The sequence below is a fragment of the Dietzia sp. 111N12-1 genome (assembly GCF_001658045.1).
Lineage (GTDB): Bacteria > Actinomycetota > Actinomycetes > Mycobacteriales > Mycobacteriaceae > Dietzia > Dietzia kunjamensis.
On sequence record NZ_LSSV01000021.1, the window covers coordinates 49,777 to 74,458 of the forward strand.

At 71.4% G+C, this 24,682-nt stretch carries 24 protein-coding genes and 1 tRNA gene; 9 read left to right on the plus strand and 16 right to left on the minus strand.

Going from position 1 to position 24,682, the window contains the following annotated elements; translation table 11 throughout:
- Positions 1–5 precede the first annotated feature (5 nt).
- Positions 6–1,049 carry an enoyl-CoA hydratase/isomerase family protein gene (locus tag AYO52_RS03610; protein ID WP_067713328.1) on the plus strand — a complete coding sequence of 348 codons (1,044 nt, stop codon included), beginning with the start codon at positions 6–8 and terminating at the stop codon, positions 1,047–1,049.
- A 73-nt stretch (positions 1,050–1,122) separates the two neighbouring features.
- The gene (locus AYO52_RS03615; RefSeq protein ID WP_067713331.1) at positions 1,123–2,283 is read left to right on the plus strand and encodes an AI-2E family transporter; all 1,161 of its coding nucleotides are present in this window, start codon (positions 1,123–1,125) and stop codon (positions 2,281–2,283) included.
- 47 nt (positions 2,284–2,330) lie between these two features.
- On the opposite strand, the gene AYO52_RS03620 is transcribed toward AYO52_RS03615, so the two are convergent.
- From AYO52_RS03620 to AYO52_RS03635, 4 genes are all read right to left on the minus strand, one after another.
- The gene (locus AYO52_RS03620; protein ID WP_067713334.1) at positions 2,331–4,037 is read right to left on the minus strand and encodes a serine hydrolase; all 1,707 of its coding nucleotides are present in this window, start codon (positions 4,035–4,037) and stop codon (positions 2,331–2,333) included.
- 60 nt (positions 4,038–4,097) lie between these two features.
- Positions 4,098–5,690 (minus strand): hypothetical protein, encoded by a 1,593-nt coding sequence (locus AYO52_RS03625; protein WP_067713337.1) that lies wholly within the window; start codon positions 5,688–5,690, stop codon positions 4,098–4,100.
- A 148-nt stretch (positions 5,691–5,838) separates the two neighbouring features.
- Positions 5,839–6,783 carry an LLM class F420-dependent oxidoreductase gene (locus AYO52_RS03630; protein ID WP_067713452.1) on the minus strand — a complete coding sequence of 315 codons (945 nt, stop codon included), beginning with the start codon at positions 6,781–6,783 and terminating at the stop codon, positions 5,839–5,841.
- 56 nt (positions 6,784–6,839) lie between these two features.
- The gene (locus AYO52_RS03635) at positions 6,840–8,513 is read right to left on the minus strand and encodes a peptide chain release factor 3 (protein ID WP_067713340.1); all 1,674 of its coding nucleotides are present in this window, start codon (positions 8,511–8,513) and stop codon (positions 6,840–6,842) included.
- A gap of 290 nt (positions 8,514–8,803) precedes the next feature.
- Here AYO52_RS03635 and AYO52_RS03640 point away from each other — a divergent pair, with 290 nt between their 5' ends.
- Complete coding sequence (locus AYO52_RS03640) at positions 8,804–9,235, plus strand: DUF6508 domain-containing protein (protein WP_067713342.1); 432 nt, start codon at positions 8,804–8,806, stop codon at positions 9,233–9,235.
- 127 nt (positions 9,236–9,362) lie between these two features.
- Here the strand turns inward: AYO52_RS03640 and pth are convergent, their stop codons facing one another.
- Entirely contained in the window at positions 9,363–9,974 is a 612-nt protein-coding gene (gene pth, locus AYO52_RS03645) for an aminoacyl-tRNA hydrolase (protein WP_067713350.1), read from the minus strand.
- Positions 9,975–10,023: 49 nt separating this feature from the next.
- The gene (locus tag AYO52_RS03650; protein ID WP_067713353.1) at positions 10,024–10,920 is read right to left on the minus strand and encodes a LysR family transcriptional regulator ArgP; all 897 of its coding nucleotides are present in this window, start codon (positions 10,918–10,920) and stop codon (positions 10,024–10,026) included.
- Between the two features lie 68 nt (positions 10,921–10,988).
- On the opposite strand from AYO52_RS03650, the gene AYO52_RS03655 reads away from it, so the two are divergent.
- Positions 10,989–11,606, plus strand: a complete 618-nt coding sequence (locus tag AYO52_RS03655) for a LysE/ArgO family amino acid transporter (protein WP_067713356.1) — start codon at positions 10,989–10,991, stop codon at positions 11,604–11,606.
- Between the two features lie 336 nt (positions 11,607–11,942).
- Here AYO52_RS03655 and AYO52_RS03660 read toward each other — a convergent pair whose 3' ends face one another.
- From AYO52_RS03660 to glmU, 4 genes are all read right to left on the minus strand, one after another.
- Positions 11,943–12,575 (minus strand): 50S ribosomal protein L25/general stress protein Ctc, encoded by a 633-nt coding sequence (locus tag AYO52_RS03660; protein ID WP_067713359.1) that lies wholly within the window; start codon positions 12,573–12,575, stop codon positions 11,943–11,945.
- Positions 12,576–12,905: 330 nt separating this feature from the next.
- The gene (gene arsC / locus AYO52_RS03665; protein WP_067713362.1) at positions 12,906–13,265 is read right to left on the minus strand and encodes an arsenate reductase (glutaredoxin); all 360 of its coding nucleotides are present in this window, start codon (positions 13,263–13,265) and stop codon (positions 12,906–12,908) included.
- Position 13,266: 1 nt separating this feature from the next.
- Positions 13,267–14,244, minus strand: a complete 978-nt coding sequence (locus AYO52_RS03670) for a ribose-phosphate diphosphokinase (RefSeq protein WP_067713365.1) — start codon at positions 14,242–14,244, stop codon at positions 13,267–13,269.
- Entirely contained in the window at positions 14,241–15,737 is a 1,497-nt protein-coding gene (gene glmU / locus AYO52_RS03675) for a bifunctional UDP-N-acetylglucosamine diphosphorylase/glucosamine-1-phosphate N-acetyltransferase GlmU (protein ID WP_067713368.1), read from the minus strand. The genes AYO52_RS03670 and glmU overlap by 4 nt, the downstream gene beginning before the upstream one ends.
- Before the next feature lie 163 nt (positions 15,738–15,900).
- Here glmU and AYO52_RS03680 point away from each other — a divergent pair, with 163 nt between their 5' ends.
- Positions 15,901–17,184 (plus strand): MFS transporter, encoded by a 1,284-nt coding sequence (locus tag AYO52_RS03680; protein ID WP_067713455.1) that lies wholly within the window; start codon positions 15,901–15,903, stop codon positions 17,182–17,184.
- Here AYO52_RS03680 and AYO52_RS03685 read toward each other — a convergent pair.
- Positions 17,181–17,792 (minus strand): flavodoxin family protein, encoded by a 612-nt coding sequence (locus tag AYO52_RS03685; protein WP_067713370.1) that lies wholly within the window; start codon positions 17,790–17,792, stop codon positions 17,181–17,183. The two genes, AYO52_RS03680 and AYO52_RS03685, sit on opposite strands and share 4 nt — an antisense overlap.
- A 133-nt stretch (positions 17,793–17,925) precedes the next feature.
- Here AYO52_RS03685 and AYO52_RS03690 point away from each other — a divergent pair, with 133 nt between their 5' ends.
- Together AYO52_RS03690 and AYO52_RS18145 are read left to right on the plus strand one after the other, a co-directional pair.
- Positions 17,926–19,731 (plus strand): thiamine pyrophosphate-requiring protein, encoded by a 1,806-nt coding sequence (locus AYO52_RS03690; protein WP_067713373.1) that lies wholly within the window; start codon positions 17,926–17,928, stop codon positions 19,729–19,731.
- Entirely contained in the window at positions 19,728–19,898 is a 171-nt protein-coding gene (locus AYO52_RS18145) for a hypothetical protein (protein ID WP_156523513.1), read from the plus strand. Before AYO52_RS03690 ends, AYO52_RS18145 begins: the two co-directional genes overlap by 4 nt.
- Here AYO52_RS18145 and AYO52_RS03695 read toward each other — a convergent pair.
- A tRNA-Gln gene (locus AYO52_RS03695) sits at positions 19,899–19,970 on the minus strand.
- Between the two features lie 204 nt (positions 19,971–20,174).
- On the opposite strand from AYO52_RS03695, the gene AYO52_RS03700 reads away from it, so the two are divergent.
- Positions 20,175–20,846 (plus strand): TetR/AcrR family transcriptional regulator, encoded by a 672-nt coding sequence (locus AYO52_RS03700; RefSeq protein WP_067713378.1) that lies wholly within the window; start codon positions 20,175–20,177, stop codon positions 20,844–20,846.
- Positions 20,847–20,890: 44 nt separating this feature from the next.
- On the opposite strand, the gene AYO52_RS03705 is transcribed toward AYO52_RS03700, so the two are convergent.
- Complete coding sequence (locus AYO52_RS03705; protein WP_067713381.1) at positions 20,891–21,457, minus strand: HdeD family acid-resistance protein; 567 nt, start codon at positions 21,455–21,457, stop codon at positions 20,891–20,893.
- A gap of 117 nt (positions 21,458–21,574) precedes the next feature.
- Here AYO52_RS03705 and AYO52_RS03710 point away from each other — a divergent pair, with 117 nt between their 5' ends.
- A complete protein-coding gene (locus tag AYO52_RS03710; RefSeq protein ID WP_082923742.1) occupies positions 21,575–22,276 on the plus strand; it encodes a TetR/AcrR family transcriptional regulator in 702 nt (233 codons plus the stop codon).
- A gap of 13 nt (positions 22,277–22,289) precedes the next feature.
- Here the strand turns inward: AYO52_RS03710 and AYO52_RS03715 are convergent, their stop codons facing one another.
- From AYO52_RS03715 to AYO52_RS03725, 3 genes are read right to left on the minus strand one after another with little or no spacing between them, the layout of a single operon-like run.
- Entirely contained in the window at positions 22,290–22,862 is a 573-nt protein-coding gene (locus AYO52_RS03715) for an SAM-dependent methyltransferase (RefSeq protein WP_067713384.1), read from the minus strand.
- Complete coding sequence (locus AYO52_RS03720) at positions 22,859–23,650, minus strand: PIG-L deacetylase family protein (RefSeq protein WP_067713387.1); 792 nt, start codon at positions 23,648–23,650, stop codon at positions 22,859–22,861. Before AYO52_RS03720 ends, AYO52_RS03715 begins: the two co-directional genes overlap by 4 nt.
- Positions 23,647–24,681 (minus strand): acyl-CoA dehydrogenase family protein, encoded by a 1,035-nt coding sequence (locus AYO52_RS03725; protein ID WP_371517230.1) that lies wholly within the window; start codon positions 24,679–24,681, stop codon positions 23,647–23,649. Before AYO52_RS03725 ends, AYO52_RS03720 begins: the two co-directional genes overlap by 4 nt.
- Position 24,682: the final 1 nt, after the last annotated feature.

Below are 24,682 nucleotides of genomic sequence, written 5' to 3' on the forward strand. Positions count from 1 at the left end.
GGGTCATGAGCGAATTCGTCAGCAGCCGGCGTGATGGCCGGATACAGCACATCGTCCTGGACCGCCCCAAGGCCCTGAACTCGCTGGACCTGTCCATGTGCCGGGCCCTGCACACGGCGCTGGACGAGGCGTCCAAGGACGAGGACGTCGAGGCCGTCATCACCACCAGCACCTCGGAGAAGGCGTTCTGTGCGGGTGGCGACATCCGCGCGCTGCGCGACGCCGCGGCGGCCGGTGAGCACGAGAGGAACCACGAATTCTTCTCCGAGGAGTACGCGATGGATCTGGCGTACCACACGCACCGTGTTCCCACGGTCGCCGTGATCCACGGGGTGGCCATGGGCGGAGGCCTGGGCGTCTCGATCAACGGCTCGCACCGCGTGGTGACCAAGAAGGTCATGATGGCCATGCCGGAGACGGCGATCGGCTTCATCCCGGACGTCGGCGCCAGCCACTTCCTGCCGCGCCTGTGCGGCGGGGGCGCGCGCGGCCTGGCCGTGGCGATCTACCTGGGCACGACGGGCGTGCGGATGAACTCCGCCGACGCCCTCTTCACCGGCCTGGCCACCCACCTGATCGACGACGACGAGCGCAACGCCTTCGTCGACGCCGTCGCTGCCATCGGCTTGGCCGACGCGCTGAAGAGGTTCGGTCTCGAGCGCGCCGAGGCGGGGGAGTCCGCCGTCGAGGCCCGTATCGAGCGCATCGAGGACGTCTTCTCCCGCGACACCGCGCAGGAGATGATCGCGGCGCTGGAGTCCGGTGAGCAGGACGAGTGGGCCACGTCCACTCTCGAGATGTTGCGGTCGCACTGCCCCACGTCGATCGTCGCCACCATCGAGCTGCTGCGCGCCGGGGCGAAGGCGGAGGACCTGCGGGAGTGCCTGGACAACGAGCTGGCCCTGGGCGCCTGGATCACCGCCCGCCCGGACTTCGTCGAGGGCGTGCGGGCCGTCGTGATCGACAAGGACCGCAACCCCACCTGGGACCCGGCGGACCTCGACTCCGTGGACGTCGACGCCATCCGCTCGGCGCTCGCCGGGAACTGATCGGTTTCCCCGGGGTCGATCGGGATACTCTGAGCGACATCCGGCGCACGGGGCGCCGTGCGTGAGGAGCGTCATGACTAGCAGCGGAGACAACGCGGTTCCGCCGGCGGCGCCTGCGCCTGCGCCGGAGGCGCTGGCTCCGCACGAGGAACCCAAGGGCTGGGGCATCGCAGGCGTCACGGCGGTGTCCCTCGCGGCCCTGTTCGTGGTGGTGTGGGGACTGTCCGAGCACGCCAGCCTGCTGATGCCGGCGTTCCTGGCGTTGAACCTGGTCATCGCCGCCCAGCCCCTGCAGCGGCTGCTGCAGCGGGCCGGGCTGCCCCGCTGGGGGGCGATGATCATCGTTCTTCTGGTGCTCTACCTGCTGCTGGCCGCGCTGGTCGGGATGCTGGTGTGGGCGTTGTGGGTCGCGGCCGAGGAGATCCCGCTATACCAGGACAAGTTCGTCGAACTGTACGAGCAGACGATCGCGTTCCTCGGCACCTTCGGCGTGAGCGAGGATCAGGTCACCTCGAGCCTCCAGGGCGTGGACCCCACCACGATCGTCGGCACCCTGCAGAACGTCGCCGGTCAGTTGTCCTCGGCCGGCGGTCAGCTCACCGTCCTCGTCATCGCGCTGACGTTCCTCGTGTTCGACGTCCCCGGCATCACGAGGCGTCGCGCGGTGATCGCCCGGCAGCGGCCCCGGCTCGCCGACGCCCTCGGGTCGTTCACCGACGGCGTGAAGTCGTACTGGATCGTCTCCACGGTCTTCGGCCTCATCGTGGCCGTGATCGACACGGTGGCCCTGATGATCCTCGGCGTGCCGCTGGCGCTGGTGTGGGGCGTGCTCGCGTTCGTCACCAACTACATCCCCAACATCGGCTTCGTGCTGGGGCTGGTACCGCCGGCACTGTTCGCGCTGCTCACCGGGGGGCCGGTCGAGGCCATCTGGGTGGTGGTGATCTACAGCGTCGTCAACCTGGTCATGCAGAGCTTCATCCAGCCCAAGTTCACGGGCGACGCCGTGGGGCTGACCCCCACCGTGACGTTCTTGTCGTTGGTGTTCTGGTCGGCGATCGCCGGTGCGCTGGGCGCGATCCTCGCCGTCCCGCTGACGCTGGCGGTCAAGGCGTTTCTCGTGGACGCCGACCCCCGGATGGCCTGGCTCTCCACGTTCCTCACGACCCCGGACGCGGACGCCAAGCGGGACCGGCGGCGCGCGGCGCGGCTGGAGGCGGCCCACGAGGGGTAGGTCCCGCCGGCGTCGGCACCAGCCGGTGGACCCTGGCGGCCCCGCGGTCAGTCGCCCGTCTCGTCCTCTCCGACGCGGGTGAAGGTGCCCAGGCCGTTGCCGTCGAGGAGATCCACGGTCACCGTGTCGCCGTCGACGGTGACGCTGCCGCGGGAGCCGGGCGGCCAGTTCTCACCGACCGGGCTCACGGCGAAGGTGTCGCCGTCCCAGTGTTCGAGCGGCCAGACCTGCGGCCCCGGGCCCACGTCCAGCGCGAGTGAGGGGCCCGCGACCGGCGGGGCGTCCGAAACCGGGTCGTCCGATCCCCGGTCAGCCTGTGAGGCGACGCGGCGGATCTCGATCTCGCCGAAGTAGTCGTTGCGGTAGACGCCCACCAGCTCATCCGCCGGGCGCGGCGGTGCGGGGGCGGAGGGTTGCCGAGTGGAGACCAGGTCGCCGACGGGGGCCAGCAGTGGGCCGAACGCCTCGCCGTACAGCTCCCGCCACTTCAGGGTGGGGTCGCCGAACTGCGCGTAGTCCGCGAAGCGCGAATTGATGGTCTCCGCCACCCCGACGGGCGAGGCGTTGGTCAGGGTGATGATGCCGAGGTCCAGCGACGGCATCATGAGCATCGCCGTCCCGGCGCCGAGCGCGAACGCCCCGGAGTGACTCCACTCGACGCGGCCGGAGGAACTGGTGGAGATGTTGAACCCGTAGCCGTAGGTCCCGGTCCGGTCCGCCGCGGACTGCGGGGGTGAGGACACGGCCTGCGGGGTCAGAGCCTGTCGGAGTGCGTCGGAGGGGACGACCTGCGAGCCGCCGGGCCCGGCGCCGTCGGCGAGCACCATCGACATCCACCGCGCCATGTCCGTGACCGACGAGCTCAGGCCCCCCGCGGGGGCCTGGGCGTCCGGGTCACGCGCGGGATCGGCCGGGACCCAGTCGCCGGACGACTCGCCCGACTCGTCGGCGGCGGCGCGGACGTGGCCGACGACGCGGTTGTCGCGGTCGAGGAGGTCTTCGTAGGAGTAGGAGGTGTCGTCCATGTCGAGGGGGTCGAAGAGCCGCTCGCGGGCCAGCTCCGGCCACGGGGTGCCGGCCGAAACGGCCACGGCTTCGGCTCCGGCGGTGAGCCCGAAGTTGGTGTACGCGTACGAGGCGCGGAACGGCTCCAGCGGCAGGTGGCGCAGGCCGTGCAGGATCGCCGGGCGGTCGTACCCGAGGTCCTCCAGGTCGTCGCCCGCGTGCTCGGGCAACCCGGAGCGGTGCGCGAACAGGTCGCCCACCGTCACGTCGGCGGTCACGCCCGGATCGGACAGGGCGAACCACGGGAGGTGCTCGCGCACGGGAGTCGACCAGTCGACCTCACCCGCAGCGGTCTCCGCGGCCACGACGGTGGCGCTGACCGGCTTGGAGACCGACGCCATGGGGAACACCGTCCGCGCGTCGACCTCCTCGCCGGTCTCGGTGCTGCGCACGCCGAACCCCTCGGCCAACGCCACCTCGCCACCGTGCACCACCGCCACTGCGACGCCCGGGATGCCCGAGGCCTCGAGCTCCTCCTCGACGATGTCGGTCACCTTGCCGATCGCGTACTCGACCCGGTCCTCCGAGACCTCCAGTCCGGAGTAGGCCGCGGGACTCTGGCCGGGCTCCGGGTCGGGGACCGGGGTGCCGCACGCCGAGGCGGACAGGGCCACGGTGAGCCCGAGCGCCGCTGCTCCGGCGATCCGCGGGCGCCGCGAGCGACGGGGAGGGGACGGGTCCGGGGTCATTGCCTCAGATTAGTCGTCCGGCGCCGCGAATCGCCGCAACAGCGCAGGACGAGCCGGTGGTCAGCGCGCCCGTTCCCAGTTGGCGGTCCACGCCTCGGCGCCGCCCATGAGCTGACGCTCCAGCTCGGCCCGGTCGGGCCCGGCGCGGTGCAGCACGTCGGCGGCCCAATCGGCGTAGAGGCCGTACTGGGCGACCCCGTCGGTGTTGAGGTCGTACACGCGGTCACCGAACCGCCACCGGTCCATCACCTCGCCGCTGGGCGCGGTGAACGGGTACACGAGCGGGTCGCTCGCCGCGCTCGGCAGGGGCTCGGCGAGGGCGGCCAGGCCGTTGACGTCGGAGCCGAAGCCGTAGCCGGTGAACGGCCGGGCGGCGCCGGCGGTGTTCGTGCGCCACTGCTCGAGGAAGCCGGTCTCGAAGTTCTCGGTGGCCTCGGCGGGCCAGGCGAACGCGGCCACGAACCCGCCCTGCTCGTGGACCCGGCGCGTGTTGCCCTGCGTGGCCCAGGCGTGGTCCACGACCAGGCCTGTGTACCCCGCCTCAGCGGCGATGTCGAGGGTGCGGTGGGCGGTCTTGACGCCCATGTGGTCGATGTTGATCACCATGCCGCGGGCCATCATCCCGCGGATCGCGTGCTCGCCCAGCGGCGTCAGCCCGCGCACGTTGCACAGCGGAGCCTCGGGGTAGACGGGCAGTGCCGCGCCCGCCGGGGCGTCCGAGGAGGCCACCGCCAGGCCGTCGGCGACGGGCGTGGAGGCCAGGGGTTGGGCGTGGTCGGCGTCGGGACCGGTGCACGGCTCGGTCTCCCAGAACCGTGCGCGGGCGAGTTTGTTGCCGATGTTGACCGCGAGGCCGGCCAGTTCCTCGTCCATGCGGGCGCCACCGAGGGCGTTGTCGAACTTGTGTACCGGGAACACGGTCGACACGCCCCACGAGGCGAACTCGTCGAGCCCCCGGTCGATGTCCTCGGTCGTGCACATCGGCACGTCGTCGACCACCCGGCACCCGAACGGCTCGGATGCCTCGACGCCCAGCGTGACCGCGAGTTTCCCGTCGGCCGCGATCGCGCGGACGTCCTCCGGCGAGCGGGCGATCCGGAACCAGCCCCGCCCGGGACCGCCGTGCTCGGCGTCGATGTGGGCCTCCATCCGCTCGAGGTAGTCCACCTGCCGGCGCAGTTGCTCCATCTCGTCGCACGGGGAGCGCGCGGGTACCCCGATCCCGGCGAGGGCCTCGCAGAGCACGCGGTTGGCCACCAGATGGTTGGTGAGCACCCGCAGTCCACCGCGCCACGCCCGCTCTATACCGGTGTAGTAGGCCTGTTCGTGCAGTTGGGACTCGTGCGACGGCCACTGCGCGAAGGTGGGGAAGCCCTGGGTCCCGCCGGGCAGGGCGGTGCCCCCGAGGACCGATTCGAGCAGCGCGAAGTGCCCGGTGCCCGAGTGGCTCGGGCAGTCCGCCAGCGCCTCGCCGATGCCGCCGGGGGAGAACGGCTCGCCGCAGCGCAGGGCGCCGCCGAATGCCTGCGACGCCGCGAGGTGCGCGTGGGCGTCGACCATGCCGCTGATGGGGGAGCCGCCGGCTGGGGTCGCCGCCCGGGACGGTGCGGCGTTCAGGGGGGCGAGTAGGGCGACGACGACGAGGAGTGCCATCGCGGCCCACGCACAGCCTCCGGGATGTGCGGACCTCGTTGTCGTCGTCCCTTGTGCCACCATGGCGTGACACTAATCCCACTCCTCGGGCAGGGGAGGGGGTTTCGCCCGGCCGGCGGGGCGACCGGCCGGCCGGGCAGGGCTCGCGTCAGAGCTGGCGCGCCACCTCGGAGGCGACCAGGTCGAGGTGGTCCAGGTCGGACATGTCGAGCACCTGCAGGTAGATGCGCCGGGCACCGATCGCCGCGTACCGGCCGATCGTGTCCACGACCTCATCCGGGGTCCCGGCGGCGCCGTTGGCCCGCAGTTCGTCGACCTCGCGGCCGATGGCGTCTGCCCGCCGGGCGATCTGCGCCTCGTCGCGTCCGCAGCACAGGACGAGCGCGGCCGAGCGGATGATCTCCTCGGGGGCCCGGCCGCGCTCGGCGCACGCCTCGTCGACCCGGCGGTACTGCGTCGCCACGGTGTCGAGGTCGGCGAACGGCACGTTGAACTCGTCGGCGAACCGGGCGGCCAGCGCCGGGGTCCGCTTCTTGCCGTGACCGCCGACGATCACAGGCGGGCGCTGCTGCACGGGCTTGGGCAGGCCGGGGGAGTCCAGCATCTCCATGCGCTTCCCGCGGACGGAGACCGTCTCGCCGGCGGGCGTGGACCAGAAGGTCTCCAGCGCCCCGAGGGTGTCCTCCAGCAGGTCGAACCGCTCGCCCAGCGGCGGGAAGGGGATTCCGTAGGCGGTGTGCTCGTCGGCGTACCAGCCGGCGCCGAGTCCCACGTCGAGGCGGCCGCCGGACATCTCGTCGACCTGGGCCATCGAGATCGCCAGCGGGCCAGGGTGGCGGAACGTCACCGAGGTGAGCAGGGTGCCGAGCCGGATGGTCGAGGTCTCGCGGGCCAGGGCGGCGAGGGTCAGCCACGCGTCGGTGGGGCCGGGCAGTCCGCTGATGTCGCCCATCTTGAGGTAGTGGTCCGACCGGAAGAAGGCCTCGTAGCCGAGGTCCTCCGCCGCGCGGGCGACGGCGAGCTGATCGGCGTACGTCGCACCCTGCTGGGGCTCGACGAAGACGCGGAGGCTGACCGGAGAATCACTGGGCATGCCCTCCAGCATGCCGCCGGGTGACCCGCCCGCGCCAACCGCCGGCCCGCGTCAGGCTAGTTGGTGTCGGCGACCAGCGGCTCGATGGTGAGGTGTTCCATCTCCTTGGTGATGTACTGCAGCCGCCACTTGTCACCGAACAGGGCCAGCAGCTCGCCGTCGGTGCGCTGGAAGACCTCGACTCCGCGCTGGCGGCCGAGTTCGCCGGCCGACTCGGCGTCGGTGCGGCGGGCGATCGTGTACGGCAGGTTGTCCACCACGACCTCGACGTTGAACTCGGCCTTCATCCGGGCCGTGACCACCTCGAACTGCATGGGGCCGACCGCGGCCATGACCGAGTTGGCGTCGCCGCGGGTGTCGTTGCGCAGGATCTGCACCACGCCCTCGGCGGCCAGCTGGTCGATGGCCTTACGGAACTGCTTGTACTTGCCCAGTGACTGGGCGCGGACCACCGCGAAGTGCTCGGGGGCGAACTGCGGGATCGGCGGGAACTGCACCTTCCTACCGCTGTAGAGGGTGTCGCCGGGGGCGAGGGCCGTGGCGTTGACCAGGCCCACCACGTCGCCGGGGTAGGCGGTCTCCACGGTGGTGCGGTCGCGGCCGAACACCGTCAGCGCGTACTTGGTGGTGAACGGCTTGCCCGTCTGGGCGTGCTGGACCACCATGCCGCGCTCGAACTCGCCGGAGACCACCCGCATGAACGCCAGACGATCGCGGTGCGCGGCGTCCATGCCGGCCTGCACCTTGAACACCATGGCGGAGAAGGGCTCCGAAGTCTTCCGCGGTTCGCCCGAGACGGTCGGCCACTCGCGCGGCGCCGGGGCCAGCTCGACGAGCGCGTCGAGGATCTGGTGGACACCGAAGTTGAGCATCGCCGAGGCGAAGATCACCGGGCTGGTCTCACCGGCCAGGTATAGCTCCTGGTCGTGGTCCTGGCCCATCGCCGAGAGCAGCTCGGACTCCTCGACCGCGGTCTCCCACACGTCGCCCTCGCGCTCGGCGGCGGTGTCCGGGTCGTAGTGCTCCTCGGGGGCGATCGTCGACCCGCCGGCGGTGCGGGTGAAGTGCACGTACTCCTCGGGGGCGCCGTCGTCGCCGCGCCGCAGCAGGCCGCGGTAGTCGCCGGCGATGCCCACGGGCATGAACAGGGGGGTGGGCACGAGGCCGATCTGCTCGGTGATCTCGTCGAGCAGTTCGAGCGGCGCCCGGCCGGGCCGGTCCCACTTGTTGATCACCGTGATGATCGGCAGACCGTTGTGCTTGCACACCTGGAAGAGCTTGAGGGTCTGCGGCTCGAGACCCTTGGCGGCGTCGATGAGCATGACCGCCGCGTCGACCGCGGTGAGGACGCGGTAGGTGTCTTCGGAGAAGTCGGCGTGGCCGGGGGTGTCGACCAGGTTGATGACGTACGGGTCGTCGCCCGGGTTCGAGCCCTCCGGTGCGTAGGTGAACTGCAGCGCGGTGGAGCTGACGGAGATGCCGCGGGCCTTCTCCATCTCCATCCAGTCCGACACGGTGGACCGGCGGCCCGACTTGCCGTGGACGGCGCCGGCCTCGGTGATCACCCGCGCGTGCAGCGCGAGCGCCTCCGTGAGCGTGGACTTGCCGGCGTCCGGGTGGGCGATCACGGCGAACGTCCTGCGGCGCGCGACTTCGGACGTGACGTCCCCGGCGGCGTCCGCACCCGTGGCGTGCCCGCCCGTTCCGGTGTCCTCGGCGGTCTCGGTCACGCGCACTCCTTCTGGCAGTCGACGGCCCTCGTCGTCGTCACCCAGCGTACGTCCGCCCACGGGTGAGCACACAATCCGGCGGTGCGACCCACGAGGTCGGTGTGGCGCGTGAAACGCGAGGTCAGGCGCGGCGCCTGCGCGGATCGAGCGCGCCAGTCGATAGCTTTCGTAACGAGTGCGCGTGCCCCGACCGATGAACCGTGAACGACGCTACGCGCGGCCGGGTGTCGTACCCGGTCGCTACGGTGCGCACGAGCCGCGTCGGACGACGCGCAGAGGCGGGGACTGGAATGGGCGAGGGCAGTGACCGGCACGAGCTGGAGGAGCGCAGGGTCGCGCTCCGGCGGCTGCTGCCCGTGGTCGAGCGGTTGCGGGGGCTCGACGGCGTGACGTGGGCGGGCGGGCAGCGACACCGCAACGGCGCGTACCTGGTGCGCTACCCGACCTACGACGAGGACACCCTGGCCGTGATGAAGGCGTTCGGCGGGGGCGTGCTCACCCGGCACGGGTACCTCGACGAGTTGGAGCGGCGCGGGTTGTCGGACGGCTCGCTCACCGACCTCACCGGGCTGGCCGAGCGGTCGGACGAGGACCTGACCCGCGCGCTGCTCACCTGGGTGGTCCGGTCCGAGCGGTTCGTCGACGGTGCGATCGCGGAGTCGCTGACGGAGGGATCGCTCGTGGCGCTTCTCGATCGGCTGCAGGAGCTCTATGAACTGTGACGTTGCTGAGCTGTGACGTCCGGGCGCCGTGAGGCCCGTGGTCGGCGCCGGTGACGGGATCGTGTGCGGCGGAAGAGATCGGCACCGGAGCCCAGGTGGGCCTCGCGCTCGAACCGCCGGGAGCGCGTCACGCGGAGTGGACCTGGTTCTGGGCCGTCTCCAGCCCGTGCTTGAGGAGGAGTTCCACGGCGTCGGCGGCGTCCTGGATGAGGAACGGCACATCGGGTTGCTCGAGCTTGGAGAAGCGCTTGAGTACGAAGTCAGCCACCGCCATGCGGCCCGGCGGACGGCCGACCCCGGCGCGGACGCGGATGTAGTCGCGGGTGCCGAGGGAGCCGGACAGCGAGCGCAGGCCGTTGTGGCCGCCCTCGCCGCCGCCGCGCTTGAGGCGGACCTGTCCGAAGTCGATGTCGATCTCGTCGTGGATCACGATGACGTCGGTGGGCGTGACCGAGAAGTACTTGGCGACCGCGGCGACAGGCCCGCCCGAGAGGTTCATGTAGCTGCGGGGGCGGGCCAGCACCACGGGCTTGTCGGCGAGCCGGGTCTGGGCGATCTCGCAGTTGGTCCGCTTGTGGGTGGAGAAGCTCGCCGGCATCGGCAGGGCGCGGGACGCCAACTCCTGCAGGACGTCCCAGCCGATGTTGTGGCGGGTGCCCTCGTAGTCGGGTCCGGGGTTGGCCAGACCCACGACGAGCGTGGGGCCGGGCGTGGGGCCGGGCGTGGAAGCGGTAGTCACGGGCCCATGATCCCAGACGGCGCCGGCCCGCCCGGGCGCACCTGTCCGATCAGTTCCGCAGCTCGGTGCGGGCGGTGTCGAGGACGGCGGCGGTGAGGGCGTCGAGGTCGGGTGACTGCAGTTTCCAGTGCTGCCAGAACAGGGGGACGTCGAGGAAGTGGTCGGGGGAGACGTCGACGATCTCGCCGGAGACCAGCCATGGGGTGGCGAGGTGCTCGGGGATCAGGCCCCAGCCCAGCCCGGCGACGATCGCCCGGACGTGATCGTGCGAGCTGGGGATGAAGTGCCGGGGCCCGGTGGGTTCCCGGCGGGCCAGGCGGCGATAGTGGTTGTTTTGGTGGCCGTCGCTGCGGTCGAAGTCGACGATGGGCGCCCGGCCGAGCGCGGCGGTGGTCGAGCCGTCACGCAGGTGCCGGGCGACGAACCCGGGGCTCGCGCAGGCCAGGTACCGCATGGATCCCAGGGGCTGCGAGCGGCAACCCTGGACCGGCCGGGACTGGCTGGTCACCGCGGCCATTACTTCGCCGCGCCGCAGCAACTCGCTGGACAGGGACTCGTCCTCGCGGCGGATGTCGAAGACCACCCGGCCGGCCGCGTGGACCTCGGTCATGGCATCGAGGAACCAGGTGGCCAGCGAGTCGGAGTTGCACGCCACGGCCAGGACCACGTGCTCCTGGGCCGACGCCGGGTCGTCGAGTTCGCCGGCGAGGGATTCCTCGAGGTGGAGCATCTGTCGCGCCGTGCGCAGCACGATCTCGCCGGAGGCGGTGGCGGAGATCGGCCGCTCGCGACGGACGAGGATCCGTCCCGCGGACTCCTCGAGTGCGCGGACCCGCTGGGACACCGCCGACTGGGTGATGTGCAGGTGGGCGGCGGCGGCCTCGAACGAGCCGAGGTCCACGACGGCGGCGAGGGTGCGGAGGTGATCGAGTTGCAGGCTGTTCATAAGCACAGCTGATGCTAGTACAGAAAGTGCAGTGGCACTACTGATGAAACCGGGCCTACGGTGACGTCGTGACCGCTACTTCCACACTTCTCATGGGCGTCGGCATGGGCCTCGGGCTCATCGCCGCCGTCGGCGCGCAGAACGCCTACGTCCTCCAGCGTTCGATCCGTGGCGATGTGGCGATGGTTCCCATCGTCGCCTTCTGCGTGGTGTCCGAGGCCGCGCTCATCCTGCTCGGGGTGGCGGGCGTGGGGGTGCTCATCGAATCGGCGCCGGCGGCGATCACGGTCATGAAGTGGATCGGGGTCGTGTTCCTGCTGGCCTACGGGGCGTTCGCCGCGTCCCGCGCGATCCGGCCCGGCGACGGGTTGCAGGTCGACGGCAACGCGCGGGTCCCGTCGACGCTCGGGGCGCTGGCGGCGTGCGCGGCGTTCACCTGGCTCAACCCGCACGCCTACCTCGACTGCGTGGTGTTCCTCGGCACGCTCGCCAACCAACAGGGGACCGACCTGCGCTGGGTGTTCGCGGCCGGGGCCTTCATCGCGGGCGTGCTGTGGTTCTCGCTCATCGGGTTCGGTGGCAAGGCGTTGCGGGGGCTGTTCGCCAGGCCCGGGGCGTGGCGGGTGCTCGACGCCGGCATCGCCGTGATGATGCTGGTCCTGGCGATCGGCCTCATCCGCGGCTGACCCACCGGCGTCGTGTACTTCCCGCCCGGTGACGGCCCGCCGGTGCAGTCGTATCGCTGATACCCCCCGGTGGCAGGTGCCCGGGAATGCCGTTCGGGTGCAGCCGCCCGCCGGCCTGGCGTCTCGCGTGACCCGCTGGGCAGGCCAGACGCCATCGTGGGGAGCGAGAGTAGCTGGGGCGGGCAGGCGCTCGACGCGCGAACAGCGACGGGCCCGGCACGACGCTTCAGTCGTGCCGGGCCCATGACCGGGTGCCGCCGGTCTGGCGGCGCCAGCCTGGATCAGACGGCGCCAGCCTTGTTCAGGCGGCGTCCGCGTGGTTCACGCGGGGGAGGATCAGCCCTCCTCGGCGGCCTTCGCGGCGTCCTCGGCGGCCTCGCCCTGGGGCGCTGCCTCCTCGTCGTCCTCGAGGTCGGACTCGGACGGCGCCTCGATGACGTTGACCAGCAGGGTCTCCGGATCGGAGACCAGGGTGGCGCCGGCGGGCAGCGTGATGTCGGCGGCGGTGAACTGGGTGCCGGCCTCGACGTCCTCCACCGAGAGCGTGAACTCCTCGGGGATGTCGGTGGCCTCGACCTCGATCTCGATGTAGTCGGCGTCCGTCGTGACCAGGGTGCCGGGGGCGGCCTCACCCTCGAGGACGACGTAGACCTCGACGACGACCTTCTCGCCCTTGCGCACGACGAGCAGGTCGGTGTGCTCGATGATGCGGGTCAGCGGGTGCACGTCGATCTGCTTGGGCAGCGCGAGCTGCTCCTCGCCCTCGATGTCGAGGGTGAGCAGGGAGTTGGTGCCGTGCGCGCGGAGCACGGCGGCGAACTCGAGCGCGTCGAGCAGGAGGTGGCGGGGCTCGGTGTGGTGGCCGTAGAGCACCGCGGGGACCTTGCCCTCACGACGGGCGCGGCGGGCGGAGCCCTTGCCGAACTCGGTGCGGGTGGAGGTCTTGAGGTTGTTGATTTCCTTGGCCATGACTGCCTTTTCGTCGGGTGGGAGAGCGGGACGCTCTACGGGTGATGACCTCCTCGGCGATCGAGACGATCGCCGGGCCGGTCCACCGGGACCACGCCGACAATGATCGCGTCGATAACGGAGTGGCCCGGGTTGATGCGGGTCCTCCCTCGCCGAGATGACCCGACCAGCCTAGCGCCGAGGGGTGCGGGGCCCAAAATCGCAGCGAACCCGCCGCCCCGGGTGTGGGGCGGCGGGTCAGTCGCTGTCCCGGCTAGGTGGGCCAGCAGGTGCAGCGGGTCAGCCTGGGTGGTGGGCCAGCAGGTGCAGCGGGTCAGCCTGGGTGGTGGGTCAGAGGATCTCCTCGACCGCCGCCGTGGGACGCGCGAGGCGGGTGCCCTTGTCGGTGACGACGAAGGGCCGCTCGATGAGCCGGGGGTGGGCGACCATCGCGGCGAGCAGGTCGTCATCGGAGGCGTCGATGAGGCCGAGCTCGGTGAACTCGGCTTCCTTGACGCGCACCGCCTCCCGCACCGTCAGACCGGCGTCGGAGATGAGGGTGCGCAGCTGCTCGACGTCCGGGGGAGTGTCGAGATACTTGATGACGGTCGGCTCCACACCCCGCTCGCGGAGCAGCTCCAGCGCCTGCCGGGACTTGGAGCAGCGGGGGTTGTGGTAGATCGTGGCGCGCCCCGCCGGGTCCGCGGTCATGTCAGGCGTTCCCGTTGAAGAGGCTGGTCACCGACCCGTTCTCGAAGACCTCGTGGATGGTCCGGGCCAGCAGCGGCGCGATGGACAGCACGGTGAGGTTCTCGAACCGCTTCTCCGGCGGGATCGGCAGCGTGTCGGTGGTGATGACCTCCTTGGCCCCGCAGTTGGCGAGACGCTCGGCGGCCGGATCGGAGAAGATGCCGTGGGTGGTGGCGATGATGACGTCCCCGGCACCGGCGTCCTTGAGGACCTTGACGGCGCCGGCGATGGTGCCACCGGTGTCGATCATGTCGTCCATCAGGACGCAGGTCTTGCCCTCCACGTCACCGACCACGCGGTTGGACTTCACCTGGTTGGGCACGTTGGGATCGCGGGTCTTGTGGACGAACGCGAGCGGCGCGCCGTCGAGGGCATCGGCCCACTTCTCGCCCACCTTGACGCGGCCGGCGTCGGGGGAGACCACGACGATGTTGTCGGTCCCGTAGTGCTGCCGGACGTAGTCCGAGAGCTGGCCCTGGGCGTGCATGTGGTCCACGGGACCGTCGAAGAAGCCCTGGATCTGGTCGGTGTGCAGGTCGACCGTGATGATGCGGTCCGCGCCGGCGGCCTTGAGCAGGTCCGCGATGAGACGGGCCGAGATCGGCTCGCGGCCGCGGTGCTTCTTGTCCTGCCGCGCGTACGGGTAGAACGGCAGGACAGCGGTGATCCGCTTGGCGCTTCCCCGCTTGAGCGCGTCGATCATGATGAGTTGCTCCATGATCCACTTGTTCAGCGGCGCCGGGGCACTCTGCAGCACGAACGCGTCACAGCCGCGGACGGACTCCTCGAAGCGGACGAAGATCTCGCCGTTGGCGAAGTCCCTGGCGGTCTGGGGGGTGACCTCGACGCCCAGTTCGGCGGCGACCTGGTCGGAGAGTTCGGGGTGTGCGCGCCCCGCGAAAAACATCAGGTTCTTCTGGTTGTCGATCCACTCGCTCACTGCGTGAGTCCGTCCTTCTGGGAGTCGTTCCGGGCACGACGGGCGGCCTCTGCAGAACCGGAATCGGGCCGGTTCTCGATCACCCAGTCGTCGATGTTCCTCTGCCGTCCGCCCGAGACCGCGAGGGCTCCGGGTGGGACGTCGTCCTTGATCACGGTACCCGCGCCCGAATAGGCCCCGTCTCCGACGGTCACAGGTGCGACGAACATGGTGTCCGAACCGGTGCGGCAGTGATCGCCGATCACTGTACGGTTCTTGTTCACCCCGTCGTAATTGACGAACACGCTCGACGCCCCGATGTTGGTGTGCTCGCCGATCGTCGCGTCGCCCACGTAGGTCAGGTGCGGCACCTTGGTGTTCGCCCCGATCGTCGACTTCTTGACCTCGACGAACGTGCCGATCTTGCTCCGTTCGCCCAGGTCCGCCTCGGGCCGCAGGTAGGCGAACGGGCCCACCTCCGCGCCAGCCCCGATTGTGGCGCGCACCGCATGTGAACGCACGACCGTGGCACCCTCGCCGACCACCGTGTCCTGCAGCGTGGTGTCCGGTCCGACGGTCGCACCGTCGCCGATCTCGGTGGCGCCCGTCAGATGGGTGCCCGGCAGGATCGTCACGTCGCGGCCCGTGGCCACGCCCACGTCGAGCCACGTGCTGGACGGGTCGACGATCGTCGCGCCGCCCCGCATCGCCGACTCGCACAGGCGACGGTTCATCTCCCCGGCCAGGGCCGCGAGCTGCACGCGATCATTGACGCCCGCGACCAGATCGGGGTCCTCGACACGGTGCCCGCGGATGAGGCCGTTGTCGCGTCGCGCGAGCTGGATGACGTCGGTGAGGTACAGCTCGCCCTGCGAATTGTCCGTGCCCAGCTGCCCGAGCTTGTCCCGCAGGACGAGGGCGTCGAAGGCGTAGATGCCGGAGTTGACCTCGTCGATCGCCCGCTCGTCCTCCGAGGCGTCCTTGTGCTCGACGATCCGCAGCACCTCGCCGTCGTCGTTCCTCACGATGCGGCCGTACCCCGTGGGGTCGGGCGCCGTCGACGTCAGGACGGTGACCGCGGCGCGCGGTCGCAGGTCGTGGCGCGTCACGACCTCGCGCAGGGTGTCGGCGTCGAGCAGGGGGATGTCCGAGGTGGTGACGAGCACGGTGCCCGAGAAGTCGGCGGGCAGTCCCGACATGCCGGCCGCCACGGCGTCGCCCGTCCCGTTCTGCTCCTCCTGCACCGCGGTGGAGACCGGAACGCCGAGCTCGGCCGACAACTCGTCGACCGCCGCCGAGACCTGGTCGCGCTGATGGCCGACGACCACGACGATCGCGTCCGGTTCGAGCCCCGCCGCGGCGTGCAGTGCGTGACCGAGCATCGTCCGCCCGCACACCCGGTGCAGCATCTTGGGCGTGGCGCTCTTCATGCGGGTGCCGGAGCCGGCGGCCAGGACGATGACCGCGGTCTGTGCATGGTCGGGCGCTGAACGGTCGGTCTCGGGTGTGGTCATCAAGTCTCCTCGGCGCGCCGCGCGCACGGTGGTGGTGATGGATGGGTCCGGGTACGTCCGGCGAGCGGACAGGGTCCCAAGGCGGACAGAGCCCCAAGGATAGAGGGTGACTCCGACGATTCGAACCGTCTTGAGGCGGAGTAGCCTGCCCCGCGTGTCAGTCCTGAGGCGCCAGTTGGCGGATACGCGGCCACTGCGGCAGCCAGACTTCCGCAGGCTGTGGCTCGCCAACATCGTCACGGTCATCGGGGCGCAGTTGTCGATCGTCGCGGTGCCGCAGCAGGTCTTCGAGATCACCCGCAGCTCTGCGTATGTGGGGCTCACCGGCGTGTTCGCGCTGGTGCCGCTCGTGGTGTTCGGCCTGTGGGGCGGTGCGCTGGCCGACGCCCTCGACCGGCGTCGCCTGCTCATGGTCACCACCACCGGGCTGATCGTGACCTCACTGCTGTTCTGGGCTCAGGCCGCGGCGGGCAACCGGAACGTCTGGGTGGTGATGGTGCTCCTGTCCGTGCAGCAGGCGTTCTTCGCGGTCAACCAGCCCACCCGCTCGGCGATCATCCCCCGGATCGTCCCCTCCGACCAGCTGGCCTCCGCCTCGGCCCTGAACATGACCGTGATGCAGTTCGGGGCGATCGTCGGGCCCCTGTCCGCGGGCATCCTCATCCCGGTCCTGGGACTGTCCACGATGTACCTGTTCACCGCCGTCGCGCTGCTGGCCACCCTGTACGCGGTGTTCCGGCTCCCGCCGCAGCCGGTGGCGGGGGAGCGGGGGTCGGTGGGGCTGCGGTCGGTGATCGACGGGTTCGCGTACCTGGCCACCCGCCGCATCCTCCTGGCCTCGTTCCTCGTGGACATCGTCGCGATGGTCTTCGGCATGCCGCGGGCACTGTTCCCGCAGATCGCCACCGAGTCCTTCGGCGACCCCGCGACGGGCGGGACCGCCCTCGGTCTGTTGTTCGCCGCGATGAGCGTGGGCGCCGTGGCCGGCGGGGTGTTCTCCGGGTGGATCCCTCGCGTGCGCCGGCAGGGCCTGGCGGTGCTGGTGTGCGTGGCGCTGTGGGGCGCGGCGATGGTCGCGTTCGGGGTGTTCGTGGGCGCGGCCTCGCCCGGCGGCTCCGCGTGGTGGCTGTGGCTGGCGCTCGCCGCGCTGGCGTTCGGCGGCGCCGTCGACATGATCTCGGCCGCGTTCCGCCAGGCGATCCTGCTGGATTCGGCCACCGACGAGATGCGCGGCCGTCTGCAGGGCGTGTTCATCGTGGTCGTGGCCGGTGGCCCGCGGATCGGCGACGTCGCGCACGGCGTGGCCGCCGCGTCGGTCGGCACGGCGGTCGCCGCGTCGGGTGGTGGCGTGCTGGTGGTGATCGGCATGGTGATCTGCGCGATCGCCTTCCCGGCGTTCCTGCGCTACACCGTCCGCAGCGCGGTCGAGCGGAGCACCAAGGGTTAGACCGCCGGGTACTGCTCACGGCGCAGGAACCGCGCCAGGTGCACCGCGTTGGCCGACAGCGTGGTGATGGTCGAGGCCACGGCCGACGGCGTGGAGTCGAGGTCTTTGTAGTCCACCGGGTTCATGGCCTCGTTGTTCCAGTAGGTGCAGCCCTGCGCCGGGATCGTGAACCCGATGTCGTTCAGGCCCTGGAACATGTCGGCGACGATCTTGTGCGCGCCGTCCTCGTTGCCCACCACCGCGACCACGGCGACCTTGCCGAACATCGCGGGACGGCCCTCGTCGTCGGTGGCCGACAGCTGCGCGTCGAGACGCTCCAGCACCCGCTGCGCGATGCTGGACGGATTGCCGAGCCACGTCGGCGTGGACAGCACGAGGACGTCGGCGGTTCGGACCTTCTCGAGGATGGCGGGCCACTCGTCGCCGTCGCCCATGTCATCGTCGACCCCCGGACGGACGTCGAAGTCCGCGACCCGGACGGTCTCCCCGGTCACGCCGTGACCGGCGAGTTCGTCGAGGACCTGCCGGGCGATGAGGTCGCTGCTCGACTCGGCGGGCGAGGCCTTGAGCGAGCACACCAGGGCGAGTGCCTTGAGATCGGTGTCCATGCCCGGACGATAGGGCCACCCCACCCGCCGGACAACCGGTTCCGCGGGCCCGCGCCACCATGACCGGTGGAGGGCCGCGGGTGCGCCCCCTACGGTGGGGCCACTACGGCTGACGAGCGGAAGGGGCACGCGTATGACCACGGACAGGACGGTGGCCGACCTCGTCGTCGAACGACTGGCTGCCTGGGACGTCGAACGGATCTACGGCTACGCCGGGGACGGCAACAACCCGCTGCTCGGCGCGTTGCAGCGCGCCGAGATCGCCCCGACGTTCGGGCGGGCCCGCCACGAGGAGTCGGCGGCGTTCATGGCGGTGGCCGACGCCAAGTACTCGGGCGCGGTCGGGGTGATGACCTCCACGCAGGGCCCCGGCGCGATACACCTGCTCAACGGCTTGTACGACGCCAAACTCGACAGCGTGCCCGTGGTGGCGCTCGTCGCGCAGCAGCACACCAGCGTGCTCGGGTCGGGCTACCAGCAGGAGATCAACCTCGGCAACGTCTTCGCGGACGTGGCCGGGCCGTACCTGCAGACGGTGTCGTCGGCCGAGCAGGCGCCCATGGTGATCGACCGGGCGTTCCGCTCCGCGTTGACGCACCGGACCCCCGTCGTCGTCATCCTTCCCCACGACGTGCAGAACGCCGAGGCCCCGGAGCTGGGCGAGGACCTCGACCAGGAGCACGGGGTGGTGGTCACCGCCCCCGAATGGACCCACGGGGTCACCGTGCCCCGCGACGACGACGTGGCGCGCGCCGTGGAGGTGCTCGACGCGGGGGAGCGGATCGCGATCCTGGCCGGGCGCGGCGTCGCCGGTGCGCAGGCGGAATTGATGGAGCTCGCCGAGCGCCTGGACGCCGGCGTGACGATGAGCCTGTTGGGTAAGCCCTACGTAGACGAGTCCTCGCCGGTGGTGGGCGGGACCATGGGCCATCTGGGGACGACGGCGAGCGCGCGCATCCTCCAGAACTGCGACACCCTCCTCATCGTCGGATCGAACGACCCCTGGACCGAGTTCTACCCGGAGCCCGGGCAGGCGCGGGCCGTGCAGATCGACCTCGACCCGGTGCACCTGGCCAACCGGTATCCGATCGAGGTCGGCATGGTGGGCGACGCCGCGGCCGCGCTACGCGAACTCACCGGACGCGTGGCCGACCGCGACCGCTCCGCCTGGCGCGGCGACGTGGAGAAGTGGGTGGGGCAGTGGTGGGAGATCTCCCGCATGCGCTCCGAGGTGCCGGCGCGCGGGCTGAACCCGGAGCTGGTCGCGCGGCGACTGGGCGAGCGCCTGCCGCACGATGCGCGGCTCGCCGTGGACGTGGGCAGCAGCGTCTACCACTACGTCCGACAGATCAGCCTGCCGACGAACGTGCCGGCGCACCTGTCGAGCACGCTGGCGTCGATGGGCTGCGGGATCCCCTACGCGATCGCCGCCAAGGCCACCGCGCCCGCCAAGCCGGTCGCGGTCCTGGCCGGTGACGGGGCCATCCAGATGCTGGGGATCAACGAGCTCATCACCGTCTCCGAGGCGTGGCCGAGCTGGGAGGACCCGACGATGGTGATCGTGGTGCTCAGCAACCGGGACCTGGCGGAGGTGAGCTGGGAGCAGCGCGAGAGCGAGGCCCAGCCGCGGTTCGCCCGGTCGCAGGACGTGCCGCCGTTCGACGTGGCCGGTTACGCCGAGCTGCTCGGGCTGCGCGGGGTGCGCGTGGACGACCCCGACCAGCTCGTTCCCGCCCTGGAGGAGGCGTTCCTCGCGGACCGGCCGACCGTGATCGATGCGATCACCGACCCGGACATGCCGTTGCTGCCGCCGTTCCCGCACGGTAGGGAGATGGTGGAGTCGATGCGTACGGGCCTGCGCGCGGAGGGTGCTGCCGGAGAGCACGCCCTCGAGCTGCTGGAGGCCTACGCCCGGATGGAAGAGGAGCGATTCACGTGACCGGAATGAACGTACCCGGGCAGCCCGGGCAGGACCCGGCCTTCCAGCCCGATGCCGAGGTGGAGAAGAAGCCGCGGCGCGCACGGCAACCGGCGTTGGCGGTGTTCGCGATGATCGCGATCCTGCTGCTGGTGCTGGCCGTGGGGATCTTCGGCGGGATCTTCTAGCTCCCCCGCCAGGACTCGAACCTGAAATGCCTGAACCAAAATCAGGAGTGTTGCCGATTACACCACGGGGGAACGGCCCGCGAACGGGCCGTCACCAGTCTGGCACATGAGATCGGGCCCACCGATGCGCACCTGCGCACCGGTGGGCCCTGCCCGCCGTGAGCAGCAGTGTTGCCGCCGGTCGGGGGGAGCGGAATTCGCGCGTGGCTATCCTCGGGGTATCAGAAAAAGGGGTGGGGCATGACGGGCGCGGGCGTACCGACACCGAGGACCAGGATGTCCGCCGCCAAGCGGCGGCAGCAGCTGGTGGAGGTCGGCCGACGGATCTTCGCCGAGAACGGCTACGACGCCGCGACGGTGGAGGACATCGCCGCCGCTGCGGGCGTGTCCAAGCCGGTGGTCTACGAGCACTTCGGAGGCAAGGAGGGGCTCTACGCGGTCGTGTGCGACCGGGAGCTCGCCTACCTCGGCGCGGAGATCACCGAGGCGCTGCAGGGTGAGGGCTCGCGGCGGCGCATCGAGCGCGCGGCGATGGCGCTGCTGCGCTACGTCGAGGAACGCACGGACGGCTTCCGCATTCTCGTGCGCGAATCGTCCCCGGTGGGTGGGGGCTCGTATTCGACCCTGCTCAACGACGCCACCGCGAGCGTGACCTACATCCTCGAGGAGGAGTTCGTCGCCCGCGGGTTCGACCCCATCACCACCAGCGTGTACGCGCAGGCCCTGGTCGGGATGGTCTCCGGGACCGCCCAGTGGTGGCTCGACGCCCGCACGCCGCCCAAGGAAGAGGTCGCCGCGCACATCGTCAACCTCTGTTTCAACGGGCTCTCGCATCTCGATCCCTCGCCGACGCTGGAGGTCGACGTCCTCGAGAAGTACAGCGGGCCGAGCCACCCCGGCGGCACGCCGCAGGGTCGCGACATGCGCCCGGGGCCCGGAAGCCCGTAGTAGGTCGCTCCCCGGCCCTTGCCGGGGGATGAGGGTGGCGCGGTTCAGGCTGCGACGGCCACCCGGTGCTCGAGCCGGTCGGAGTCGGCGCGGAGACGGAACGCCACGGCGGCCATGACCCCGCCGACGGCGAGGCCGAACCAGCCGGCGAAGGTGACGAACGTGTCGACCGCTGCCGGGCCCACGACGCCCAGCCCGAGACCCACCACCGCCAGGACGACGCCGAGCGTCACCATGGCCCACGAGTCGGGGATCTCGGAGCGCAGGGTCTGGGCGCCGTAGGCGACGAGGGCGCCGGAGGCCACCAGCCAGGTGGCGAACAGCAGAACCAACGCGGTGGCCGAGATGCCGGGCCAGAACAGGACGACCAGCCCGAGGATCATGAATCCGGCGCCGGCGAGGATGAGGCCACCGCGGCCGGGGGTCCGGTCCGGAAGCGCCACTCCGGTCGTCATGGTCATGGCGCCGTCACCGATGGCGAAGGCCGCCACGAGGAACACCGCGAGCGTCATGCCCGTGGTGGGGGAGGCCAGTGCGGTCGCGCCCAGGGCGATCGCCAGTGCTCCGCGGATGAGCTGGATCCACCAGTTCCGGGTCAGTGATTCGATCATTTCTCCACCTTTCCTGCGCTGACGTCTGCCGCCGCGCGGTACTGTAGTGATTACTACGGTAAGTCTGATCCGGGGCGATTCGCAATGAGTCGCCGGACACAGGGAGCGGGGGAGCGGATGGCGGGGAAGCCGACGGGGTCCACTGGCAGGCGCACCCGTGCCAAGGGCCGGGAGTCCCGGCGCCGGATTATCGAGGCGGCCGCCGAGGTGGCCGGTGAACGCGGGTATGAGGGGACCTCGATCGCGCAGGTCAGTAAGGCGAGCGGGCTCCCGGCGAGCTCGATCTACTGGCATTTCGCGGACAAGGACGCGCTGCTGGCGGCGGTTGTCGAGGAGAGCGTCGAGCTGTGGCTGGGTCAGGTCACCCGCGGGGAGGGTGAAGCCCTCCGGGAGCGCGTGACCGCCTTCTGCCTGGGCGTGGCCCGGACGTTCCGCGAGTCCCCGGACTTCCTCCGGCTGGGCCTGATGCTGGCGCTGGAGCAGCGTCCCGTGGAGCCGGCCGCCCGGGGAATCTATCTGCGCCTGCGCGGGGACGCCCTGGAGCGCATCGCGGCGGAGTTCCGGCGGGTCCGTCCGCGGCTACCCGAGGCGGATGCCCGGGTGCTCGCCACCTATGCCCTCGCCGGAGGCGATGGGATCTTCCTCGCGTCCCTGACCGGGGACGCCGACGTCACCGAGCTGTTCCGTCTCCACACCGAGGCGATAGTGCACCTCGTCTCTCGAGCCGAGGCGGAGGCGTCGGCTCCGGAGCCGGAACCGCAGCCGCAACCACAGCCGGAGCCGCAACCACAGCCGGAGCCGGAGACGCAGGCGGACTAGTTGCAGCCGGCCATCAGGTGCGACGGAAGACCTCGAGGAGGAAGCGTTCCTCGCGGTGGTGGACGATCCGCGTGAGGTCGGTGCGGCGTGCGAGTGCGGCGTGGACGTCCTCGCCGTGGCAGGCGTGGTCGTCCGACCGCCCCAGCCAGTGGCAGGCCGCGACGGTCCCGCCGGGTTCGGCCAGCGTCAGCAGTGCGGTGAGTAGCTCGTCGAGCCCGTCGGCTGGCGGGTAGTAGAGGAACTCCGAGAGCACCAACAGGTCGCAGGACCGCCCGGGCCACGGGTCCAACGCGTCGGCGGTGCGCACGTGCACGTGGTCCAACCCCGCGCGGTCGATGCGCGCGCGGGCCTGCCCGGCGGCGGTGTCGACGACGTCCACCGCGTGCACCTCGTCGCACCGCCCGGCGAGCATCTCGGTGAGCACCCCCACCGAGCAGGCGGGCTCGAAACACACGCGGTACCGCTGCTCGGGGAGAGAGGCGACGAGGAGCCCGTAGCGCCGCAGTTCGTACCACGAGCCGGCGAAGTCCCAGGGGTCTGCCGACCCGGAGTACATCTCCTCGAAGTAGTGGCCCGGGGTGCTCACCAGAACACCGTCTCGGAGCGCGTGACCAGGCGGTCGAGGATCCAGTCGGGCAGGATCGCCTCGTCCCCCGGCCGATCGGACAGCGGAGCGACCTGGGTGACGAACTCCGCGACGGCAGCGTGCTTGACGGCGAGTTCGGCGTCGGTGAGCACGACGCGGCGCCGCCGGTTCCAGGGCACGCGCCGATCGCCGGGCTCGGCCCAGTGCCAGGTCCACACCGGGTACTCCGCCAGGCGCGCTCCGGTGGCGGCGCAGGCCCGGGCGGCCGCGCGTCCGGAGGCCTCGTGATCGGGGTGGCCGTCTCCGCGCCACGTGCTGAGCACCACGCAGTCCTCGCCGGGGACGTCACCGATGGCCTCGGTGATCGCGTCGGCCAGACGCGTCTCGTGCCCGCGGACCCCGCCGTCTGGCAGTCCGGCCCGCACCGGCTCGGGAAGGCCCAGGGCCGCGCAGGCGCGCCGGCTCTCGGAGATCCGCAGCGCGGCGAGCCGCGCGGGCGTCACCGTGGGGGAGTCGGGGTGCGAGGCGTCGCCGTCGGTGACGGCCACGATCACCACCTCCACCCCGGCTGCGGCGAACCGGGCGGCGGTGACGCCCACGCCGAGGATCTCGTCGTGGGGATGCGGCGCGACCACGACCACCCGCCGGACCCCGGACGGGACGGTCAGCTCCGGGTCGGCGGTACGCCCGCCGAACCAGGCATCCCAGTCGGCGTGGGGAGTGCCGCGGTCGTCGAGTCCGATGCCGGTCCAGTGGGTGGAACCGGCCTCGGCGGGATCGGTGGTCATCGCGCCCACCCGCCGTGGGTGCGGGCGGTGGCGCCCAGCCCGGCGAGGTCACGCTCGGCGTGGAACTGCCGGATGTACACCTCGGCGTCGAGGACGTTCTGCCCGTGGCGCGGGTCCATCGCGAGCGGTCCCGGGCCGAGCGCCCGGCCGACGCGTCGGATGGTCTCGTCCACCGCGGCCTCGACTATCGCCCGCACGCGCACGGCCCGGTGGCGCGCGACGGTGAGGTCGGCGCCGGGTCCGTCGCGATCGACTTCCGCGGCGGCGGCGTCCAGCGCCCACGACGCCCCTCCCAGGGCCACGTCCACGGCGCCGAGGTGGGCCAGCGCGTGGGGGTCGACGTCGGGCCGGGTCGCCCGCGCGATCAGGGGCCGGGCCACGGCGATCCCGGCGCCCAGCCAGCAGGCGGCAACCCCGATCCCACCGTGCCAGAACCCGGCCCGCTCGAGGTAGGAGCGGTGGTCCCCGACGGAGCGGGCCGGCACGTCGGTGAATTCGACGGAGGTGGTACGGCTGCCCGCCATCCCCGGGTGCGCCCAGCCGCCCGCCCGGGGCGCGACACCGGGCTGGCGCAGGTCGACGGCGAAGAGGCGCGGCTCGTCGTCGTCGAACGCGGTGACCAGGGCGTGCGTGCACACGTCGCCGCCGGAGCACCAGGCCTTGACCCCGTCGAGCACCCACCCGCCGCCCGAGTCTCCGCCCGAGCCCCCGCCCGAGCCCCCGCCCACGCGCCGGGCGCGGAGCACGGGCATCGGCGGTTCGGCAGCCCACGCGCCCCACAGTTCGTCGCGCCCCACGCGGGTGCCGGAGATCTCGGCGAGGATCGCGTCGGCGTCGGCGTGGGCCTCGACCAGGCGGCCGGCGGAGACGTCCCGGGTGCACATCGCGGTGAGCTCGGACCATCTCGTCCGGGTGTCGCCGCGGGCGGGCAGGGGCAGGTCGGCGCGGCCGGCGCGGACCCATTCGCGGGCCAGGTCGGCGGACGAAGCGGCGTCCGGGGAGCCGCCGGGGGGCACGTCAGTGTTGCTCACG